The sequence below is a fragment of the Mesorhizobium sp. M0601 genome (assembly GCF_040320845.1).
In the GTDB taxonomy this organism is placed as follows: Bacteria; Pseudomonadota; Alphaproteobacteria; order Rhizobiales; family Rhizobiaceae; genus Mesorhizobium.
The window spans coordinates 22,822-31,378 of the sequence record NZ_JAMYQK010000056.1 but is presented as its reverse complement, the minus strand read 5'-3'; the positions used below and the strand labels follow the sequence as shown (position 1 = coordinate 31,378).

General features: G+C 60.7%; 6 protein-coding genes. 2 read left to right on the top strand and 4 right to left on the bottom strand.

Features of this window, described 5'->3' with window-relative positions:
* Nucleotides 1–967: 967 nt before the first annotated feature.
* Genes NKI41_RS30485 through NKI41_RS30470 form a run of 4 tightly spaced genes read right to left on the bottom strand, consistent with a single transcriptional unit; the run spans nt 968 to nt 5,283 of the window.
* The gene (locus tag NKI41_RS30485) at nt 968–2,053 is read right to left on the bottom strand and encodes an MBL fold metallo-hydrolase (RefSeq protein ID WP_352686504.1); all 1,086 of its coding nucleotides are present in this window, start codon (nt 2,051–2,053) and stop codon (nt 968–970) included.
* A complete protein-coding gene (locus NKI41_RS30480; protein WP_352686501.1) occupies nt 2,041–2,592 on the bottom strand; it encodes a hypothetical protein in 552 nt (183 codons plus the stop codon). The genes NKI41_RS30485 and NKI41_RS30480 overlap by 13 nt, the downstream gene beginning before the upstream one ends.
* A gap of 38 nt (nt 2,593–2,630) precedes the next feature.
* Nucleotides 2,631–3,080 carry a (2Fe-2S)-binding protein gene (locus tag NKI41_RS30475; protein WP_352686498.1) on the bottom strand — a complete coding sequence of 150 codons (450 nt, stop codon included), beginning with the start codon at nt 3,078–3,080 and terminating at the stop codon, nt 2,631–2,633.
* A 13-nt stretch (nt 3,081–3,093) separates the two neighbouring features.
* On the bottom strand, nt 3,094–5,283 hold the full coding sequence (locus NKI41_RS30470) for a xanthine dehydrogenase family protein molybdopterin-binding subunit (RefSeq protein ID WP_352686495.1): 2,190 nt from the start codon (nt 5,281–5,283) through the stop codon (nt 3,094–3,096).
* A gap of 168 nt (nt 5,284–5,451) precedes the next feature.
* Between NKI41_RS30470 and NKI41_RS30465 the strand changes: the two genes are divergently transcribed.
* The gene (locus NKI41_RS30465) at nt 5,452–6,387 is read left to right on the top strand and encodes a LysR family transcriptional regulator (protein WP_352542526.1); all 936 of its coding nucleotides are present in this window, start codon (nt 5,452–5,454) and stop codon (nt 6,385–6,387) included.
* A 672-nt stretch (nt 6,388–7,059) separates the two neighbouring features.
* On the top strand, nt 7,060–8,379 hold the full coding sequence (locus NKI41_RS30460; protein WP_352686492.1) for a DUF2130 domain-containing protein: 1,320 nt from the start codon (nt 7,060–7,062) through the stop codon (nt 8,377–8,379).
* Nucleotides 8,380–8,557: the final 178 nt, after the last annotated feature.

Here is an 8,557-nt window from a genome sequence, read left to right as displayed (position 1 = left end):
CTTCAGGCACGGTCCGTTTCTGCACGGCGGCATCGCGGTTGAAGGCATCCAACAGATTGGGATCGCTCACCGCCCGATGGTGAGATGCCGCAAGAGGGCTCTGCGCTGGCAATTCCATGGCGGTTGAAGGGTGACGTGAGGCAGACGCTTCACTGCAAGCTGAGGGGTTCTCGGCTGAAGCCGGAAGTTGGGTTGGACGGGATCTTAATATCGCGCCTCCATTTTTCAGCCGCGGAAACAGCAGCCAGCCCGCCGCCTCAGGATCTTAGGACGCTGCTCGCCGTGAAAAGAACTGTTCCGGCATGTTCTGCCGGGCGATGCGCACCAGATCGCTAAGCGCCGAGCGGATTTGCGGCCAGGGGAACTCGGAGCATTCCCCCCAGGCCTTACCCTCGTGCAACACGGCCTCAAGCTTGCCCGCCACGCCGGCGACAGTCGTGGCAGGCGTCGTTGAGAACGCTTCCAGCAGATCCTTCGCCCGGTCGCCAGCCTCGCACTCGGCCTTGAGCGCGGCGGTGTCCGCTCCAAGCGGCCGACATCCTTTGCCCGCAGCTCAAGCGCCGGCAAATCTCCGCCGCCAGCCTCGCGCCGAAAGACTGTGTGAGATATCCGGGCTAGATATGCGCCACATTGATGCGCGCCTGCCTTGGGTGACTCCGAAGGCTGTGACAATCCACTTTGGTCTGCTACGTCGGTCCAGCATAGCTGCAGAAACGACTTCATGTCCAAGTTCACGCAGCTTGCGCGCGAAAGGCGTGATCTCACAGCCTCCATGCCAGCCGCCCGCCACGATAACAAGGTTCGCCATCCGTCAACTCCTCGTCAATGCCCTGCCGTGGGGCACGTCAAGCCCTGCCGCCGTGCAATTGCGAAGGCTTTTGCTGTGGATAGGTTCTGACGTTCGACCATTGCCAATACCTGCTCAGGTTCGCAGGCCGTGAAGGTTGAATCCACAAACAGTATTGCGTTACAGCCCGGAGATATCCGGCTTGCCCTGGACGACGAATGTTTCGAGCATCGCCCAGCAATTGTCGCGCAGGTAGGTTTCGGTCCCGGCGAGCCTGTCGCGCCATTTCGTTAGCAGCCCGTCATGCATCTGGGAGACCAGGGCCTGCTCATAGCCCTGATGAAGGTCCCAGGCTGTTTTGCCACTGCGCCCTGGCGGATGCTGCTTCAGGAAGGCGGGAAAGGACAGGCTCGCGTAGGCCTGTTCCGCCGCCTCGACGAGGTCCTTCACCAGTTCGACCTGGGTCTCGACATCCGCGCGGTTTCCAGGACGACTGACGTGGCCGGCGACCAGCGTCTCGAAGTCGTAGGCAAGAACAGTGCGGTGTGCTTCGACGAAGCCGGGAATATCGACGGCGACGCCGAGATTCTTGTAGGGCATCCAGCCGGGATAAACGACGTCGATGAACATCAGGGTCTTCTGGCGTGGCGCGAAGATGAAGATGTTGTCGATCGAATGGTTGATGCCCTTGTAGGCCAGTTCGAGGCGTTGGTTTCCCTGCTCAAGGGTATAGGTCGTTTCGAAGGTTACAGTTGGAGCCGGGCGCCGCTGGTCCTTCCGCGATGAGAGCAGTTCGGCTGTCCGGGCGTGGGCGACGATCGTAACGTCCTTTGCAAACAGATGCGCGCCGGCGATATGGTCGACATGTTCGTGGCTGTAGACCAGATGCGTCACCGGCTTGTCCGTGACGTCCGCGATAGCCCTAAAGTAGTTTTCCCCAAGGCTGGGTGGCGCGTCGCAAGCGATCACCCCGGTCGAAGAGACAAGAAACATGGTGCTGTAGGCACCATCTGTAACCCAATAAACCCCATCGCCAATCTGCTGGACAAGGTAGCCTTTGCCAGGGTCGACCACAGGTCCCGCACCAGGCGTCGTAGTCGTGCTGCTGGCCGCAAGGGCGGGATGAATGCCGCACCCGCACAACCCGGCCCGGGCGGCTGTCGCACCGGCCACATATTGCAGGAAGTGGCGGCGACCTCGGTCGGCGGCGTCTTTGTTCAGTGTGTTGCGATCCGGCAGATCCTCAGGCTTGGCTATTTCGGACACTCAGCTCCGCTCCTCATCCAGGTTTCGGCATCCATCACGAATTCCTCATAGGGGATCGGCGGGGTCGTTCGTGCTTGCCCGGTCCGATCGGTACCTGGTGACCAGGCCCATCTCACAAGCGCCGATCTGAGATGGTTGATGACCTGATCGCCAGTGCGGTTTCCGTTGTGCCGCGGGTCTTTCAAATGTTCGCAGAGCTCATTTGTCGAAAGGCCGTCCCAGCCCATGCTGAGTGGCGCGAGGCGCCAGTTCTCGTCGGCGCCGGGGACGCCGCTGGCCGCATTGTTCGATTTTCCATGACAGGATGAACATGGCAGGCCCGCCGCACCATGATCCGCGGGTCCACGCGCCACACGAAACAGATGTCGATGCCGGTCGTCGCCCTGGCGCGGATAGTCAGTCAATGTGTGGCAATTCTGGCAACGCGGGCTTGTCATGACGCGGGCGACCGTCGCGAAGGCGTCGGCTGAGGCCGTACTGCTGCCGTTCGTTTGCGACCACAGCGGCTGCACGAACGCCGAGACGGCGGCAATCGTCACGCCGACGAGCGCTCCCAGCGCAAGCCGATGGCCAGTCATCACGCATCACCCGCAGCGCGATGCACCGCGGCGCGGATGCGGGCATAGGTGCCGCAGCGGCACAGATTGGTGATTGCCGCATCGATGTCTTCATCCGTCGGATGCGGCTTGTCGTTGATCAGCGCGGCGGCGGCCATGATCATGCCGGACTGGCAATAGCCGCATTGGGGAACCTGCTCTGCGATCCAGGCCTGCTGCAAGGGATGCGAGCGGTTATCCGAAAGTCCCTCGATCGTCGTGACATGTTTGTCCTCAGCTTCACCGAGCGAAAAGGAACAGGAGCGCACGGGCTGGCCATCGACATGCACTGTACAGGCGCCGCAGGCAGCGATGCCGCAACCGAATTTAGTGCCCGTCAGGCCGAGGTGATCGCGCAATGCCCAAAGCAACAGCATGTCCGGCTCGGCGTCGACCGTGACCGCGCGACCATTGACGGAAAATCGTGTCATTGCGTTGCTCCCGTCAGATCCGCTGGTAGCCGCTGCGCGAAATCGGCAGGGCTCGGATGCGCTCGCCTGTCGCGGCGAACACGGCGTTGCAGAAAGCGGCGTGCGTCGGCACGGGACCAATCTCCCCGACGCCTGTCGGCTTGGCGCCGCTCTCGACGAACCGAGTCGTGATGACAGGCGTCTCGGACACGTGCAGCGGGTCAAACTGATCGAAATTCGTCTGCTCGATCTCGCCGTCTGCGAAGGTTACCTCGGTGCGCAGGCCGGAAAGTCCCCAGACCACGCCGCCCTCGATGTTGGATTTGGCAATGCCTGGGTCGAGGGTCTGGCCGATATCGACGGCGCTCCAGACATGGTGACACTTGATGGTCTTGTCCTTGACGGAGAGTTCGACGACTTGCGCGATATAGCCGCCGAATGCTTTGGCGAGCGCCAGACCGCGGAATCGCCCCGCCGGTAATGCAGCCTGCCAGCCGCACAGCGCGCCGACAGCGTTCAGCACCGCGACCGCGCGGGGATCGGAAGCGGCAAGTCTCAGCCGATACGAAAGCGGGTCGGCATTGGCGCGGTGCGCCAACTCGTCGATGACGCTTTCCAGGACGAAATTGTTCGGTCCGTGGCCGGTCGTGCGCCAGACGGAAACCGAGAGCGGCGTGTCGACGCGATGTTGTTCGACCGCATAGTTCGCAATGGCGTAAGGCGTCTCAGTCAGGCCCTCGACGGCCATGCCATCGTATGCCGCCGGCGGCATGATCGGCCGCGCCCAGTCGCCCTGTGCCTTGATGACACCGCGCGGGAATATGTAGAGCATGTGGGACGGCGAGACGACACGATGCGTCATCGCCGCCGGCAACCCGTCATTGCCGAGAGACGCCTTCACCGCATGGACCATTGGCGGCCGGTAGGCGTCGTAGCGGAAATCCTCTTCCCGACTCCAGATGACCTTGACCGGGCGGCCGGCGGCCTTTGCAACCAGGATCGCGATCTTCGCGAAATCCGCGAGCAGCCGCCGCCCAAAGCCGCCGCCCAGCAACGTTCTGTGGATGATGATCTGGTCGTCGGCGAGACCCAGCATCTGCTTGGCGACAGCGTGGGTGATCTCGACGCCCTGTGTCGGGATCCACAACTCGCACCGATCGTCCGTCACATCGGCCGTGCAGTTCATCGGCTCCATCGTCGCGTGCGCCTGCACCGGGATTTCGAAGATAGCCTCAAGCGGGCTGTCGGCAGCCGCCAGAACGGCAGAAGCGTCGCCCGCTTTGACTTTCGTGTCGAACGACGCGGATTTCAGCAGCGCGCTATATTCGGCCCTTTGGCCACTGGTTGAATATCCGGCGAGTGGACCCGGCTTGAATGTAAGCTCTGCGCCATCGAGAGCCCGCTTCGCCGTCCAGTAGTCATTGGCAACGACAGCGAGGCCGGACGGAATTTCGACGACGGCAAGCACACCGCGCTCAGTCTTGATCGCCGTTGGGTCGAAGGCCGCCAGCGATCCCCCTTGCGAAGGAGCGCGGCGGATGGCGGCCACCGCCATGCCGGGCACTTTCACGTCGATGCCGAAAATCGCCGAGCCATCGACTTTCGAGGGTATGTCGACGCGTGGCTGCGGCTTGCCGATCAGTTCCAAGCTGCTTGTCGGCCTGAGATGAGGATCCTTTGGGATATCGAGCCTTGCCGCGTCAGCGGCAACCGAACCAAAACTCACCACCCGGTCAGTCGGATCATGATGGATGCGGCCCTGGTCGACGCGAAGGCTCGCAGCGGCAACTCCCAGACGCGTCGCGGCCGCGCCGACGAGCATCTCGCGTGCGGCGGCGCCAACGGTGCGCATGATCGGGAAGAAGGTCGAGATCGATTCGCTGTTGCCGGTGAACATCCATTGATATTGCGGGTGCCGGTATGCGGGATCGAAATCGGCCCATTCAAGCGCGACGCGCGACCAGTCGGCGCCGAGTTCGTCGGCGAGCACCAAAGGAAGGGTGGTTTGGATGCCCTGTCCCATTTCCGACTGGGAGAGCATGATCGTCACGATGTCGTCTGGATCGATGCGCAGCCAGGCATTGATGAATTTGTCGGGGAGTGAAGATGCGGCCCGCGCTTTGACGGTGACCTGCGCCGACAGGAGCAGAGCGCCGGTCGCGACCAGCAATTGCCTTCGATCCAGCGATCCGACCTTGGTCGGTGCGCCCAGTGGACTATCCATCAAGTTCAGCGATCCCTTCTTGCGACCGGCCACTGCCACGACCGAACCTCTCGCCTTCGATCATAGGATGGGTCATTATTCGTTCAACTGAAATCGCTGGATATGTGATATGAACAATTCGGATATCATGGCCGAACGGATGGCTGGTGCAGCAAGTAGGAGATGCAGTTGACTAGCAAAGCCAACACCGATCAGCAGAAACTGCGCCGGCTCGACTTCACCATGCTGACGATCTTTCGGGATCTCGTTCGATTGCAAAAGACAACGCTTGTTGCGGCTACGCTGGGTGTCAGCCAGTCTGCCGTCAGCCATGCGCTGGCTCGGCTACGGGAACTCTTCGACGACCCCCTGTTCGTCAGGCGCCCGAACGGTCTGGAACCGACACAGCGTGCCTCACAGCTTCTCCCACAAGTCGAAGTCATTCTTCGACTTGCCCAGGATGCACTCAAGGTTCCCACGCACTTCGACGCCGAAACATCCACGCGCTCGTTCCGGCTCGCCGGCAACGACCTTGTCGGCGCCGTGATTGCCCCGCCGCTGATAAGGACGTTGCGTGCCGAGGCACCTGGATGCCGGGTGGCGTTTCAATTCGCTGTCGGAACCGAAAGCCTGAACGCCCTGCGCACCAACGAAATGGAGATGGCGATCGGGCGCGTCTGGGATCTGCCCGACGAGTTCCGGGCCGTGCCAGTCTTCGAAGAAGACTTTGTCGTTGTTGTCAGGAAAGACCATCCCGTCGCTCACGACGCGGCGATGTCGCTCGAAGAATACCTATCGCTCGATCACATCCTCGTCTCATTCAGGGGTGGATTTCATGGGATGGTCGATCAGGCTCTGAAGAAGCGCCGGCTTCGGCGCCGGGTTGTCGCCAGCGTCCCGATGTTCATGACGGCCATGGGCGTTGTGGCGAGCGGCGATCTCTCTTCAACGGTCCCGGCCCGGCTCGCCGCCAAATACGCCGATCAGTTCGGGCTTGCGGTCCTGAAAACGCCACTCGCCATTGATCCGTTTACGTTCAGCCTCGTGCGGCATGCACGATCGACGTCGGACGTTGGCCTGGATTGGTTGTCGGCAAGGATAATCGAGAGCGCCTGCCCGCCCTGACCCAAAAAGGAATAAGAAGAAACCATGGCCTTGTTCGGGATTTGACGCACACCGGACTCTTGGTCACGCTGGACCGATGACAAGGGGCGTGCTGCTGGACCTCGCAGGCGTCAACCATGGTGGTAAGACCGCTATACCAGGCGAGGTCGACGCCGTCGCGCAGTTGCGGCAGTCCGGTTTGGCCGACGCATAGTAAGCAATGCCACGCGCTCTGTTGGTTTGTCTACGCTATTATAGCCGTGCAGTACGAAAACTACAACAACTTGAACATGTTAGTGGCAGCGCCATCGTACAAAGACCGGCATTGGGAAACAACAGTAAAGGTCGCCTGACAAACTCCTAATTTGTAGGTCACAGGTTCGATTCCTGTGGGATCACCACTCAGTCGCAGCAAATATGGCCCAAGCTAAATTAGAGCAAGGCTAGGCGATTTCGTTACCGGCCATCCTGGTCGGTGACCCACGAGCTTTCAAAGCAGCCATCAGCATAGGCCCGACCGAAAACTCCCGGGCCCTCGCCTTCTCAGTCAGCACGCGCAGATACATCGCCGATCACATGGACTTCATGGAGCCGCAGAAAAATGGTTCACTTTTTGTTCTTTTCCGAAAACGCGTGGCGAGATATATAGTCTGGCGTGTCCTTTAACTGATTCCTCAGGGAGGCAGCGCGCAGATGACCGTCCAGCCCATCAATACCATGCTGCAGGGGGACAGGATTCTCAATGAACCGATAATCAGCTGCCCAAGCTGCAAGACGGAAATCAAGCTCAATGAGTCGCTCGCGGCCCCTTTGATTGCCGCCACGCGTGAAGAATACGAAATGCGCCTGGCGCAGAGCAAGGCATCGATGGCTGCCAGAGAAGAGGAGCTCAAGCGCCAGCAGGCCGAGATCGTCGCCGCCAAAGAGGACATCGCCGACCAGGTGGCTGGGCAAATCAAGCTTGAGCGTGCCGGAATCGCGGTCGAGGAAGCCCGCAAGGCAAAATTGCTGCTTTCGGTAGACCTGGAGGACAAGGATAAGAAGCTTGCCGAGCTGGAGGCGACGTTGAAGGCGCGCGACGAAAAGCTCACCGAGGCCCAGCAGCAACAGGCGGAATTCCTGAAAAAGCAGCGTGCGCTTGACGACGAAAGCCGGGAGATGGCGCTGACCATCGAAAGGAAGATCCAGGAGGGGCTGGACGCCGTTCGCGTCAAGGCGAGGTCGGAAGCGGAAGACGGGCTCCAAATGAAGGTCGCGGAAAAGGAAGAACAGATCGCAGGCATGCAGCGTCAGATTGAGGAGCTGAAGCGCCGTGCGGAACAGGGTTCCCAGCAGCTGCAGGGTGAAGTTCTGGAGCTTCAGCTGGAAGCCCTCATTGCCGGCCGGTTCCCGATGGACGTCATTGAACCGGTTGCCAAGGGTGAGTTCGGCGGAGATGTCCTGCACCGCGTCGTCGGACCGGCCGGCCAGCCATGCGGCGCCATTTTGTGGGAATCGAAACGCACCAAGAAATGGAGCCAGGGTTGGTTGGGGAAGCTCAGGGCTGATCAGCGGGCCGCAAAGGCGGACATTGCGCTTATGATCTCGGAAGCTCTGCCTGCCGGTGTGGACACCGTCGATCTTCTGGACGGGGTCTATGTCGCCCATCCCAAATGCGCGATGCCGATCGCAATCATGCTGCGACAATCACTCATCGAGCTGGCGAACTCCCGCCTCGCCCAGGACGGCCAAGCCACCAAAATGGAGCAGGTCTATGGCTATCTGACCGGTCCGCGGTTCCGCCATCGCGTCGAGGCCATCGTCGAAAAGTTCTCTGATATGCAGGAGGACCTGGCCAAGGAACGCAAGGCCACAACACGCCTGTGGGCCAAGCGGGACGCTCAAATACAAGGCGTAATCGAGTCGACCGCGGGGATGTACGGCGACTTGCAAGGCATCGCTGGAAAGGTGATGCAAGAAATTGACGGCTTGGAGGTCCTGGCCATTGAAACATCTCCGCCCGGTGCCGAATAGGCAATCGGTATGCAGCTCAACAGGAAAACGATTGGCAATCTGGAGCGGCTTCCCCAGACATACCCATCGGACTCCTCGGATAGGGTAAGCAAAAGAAGCCCGCCCACCCGAGGCAATCGTCGTGCCTAGCCGACGGCCTCTTATCTAAGGTCTTGACTCGTTAATCGCCATATCGCTA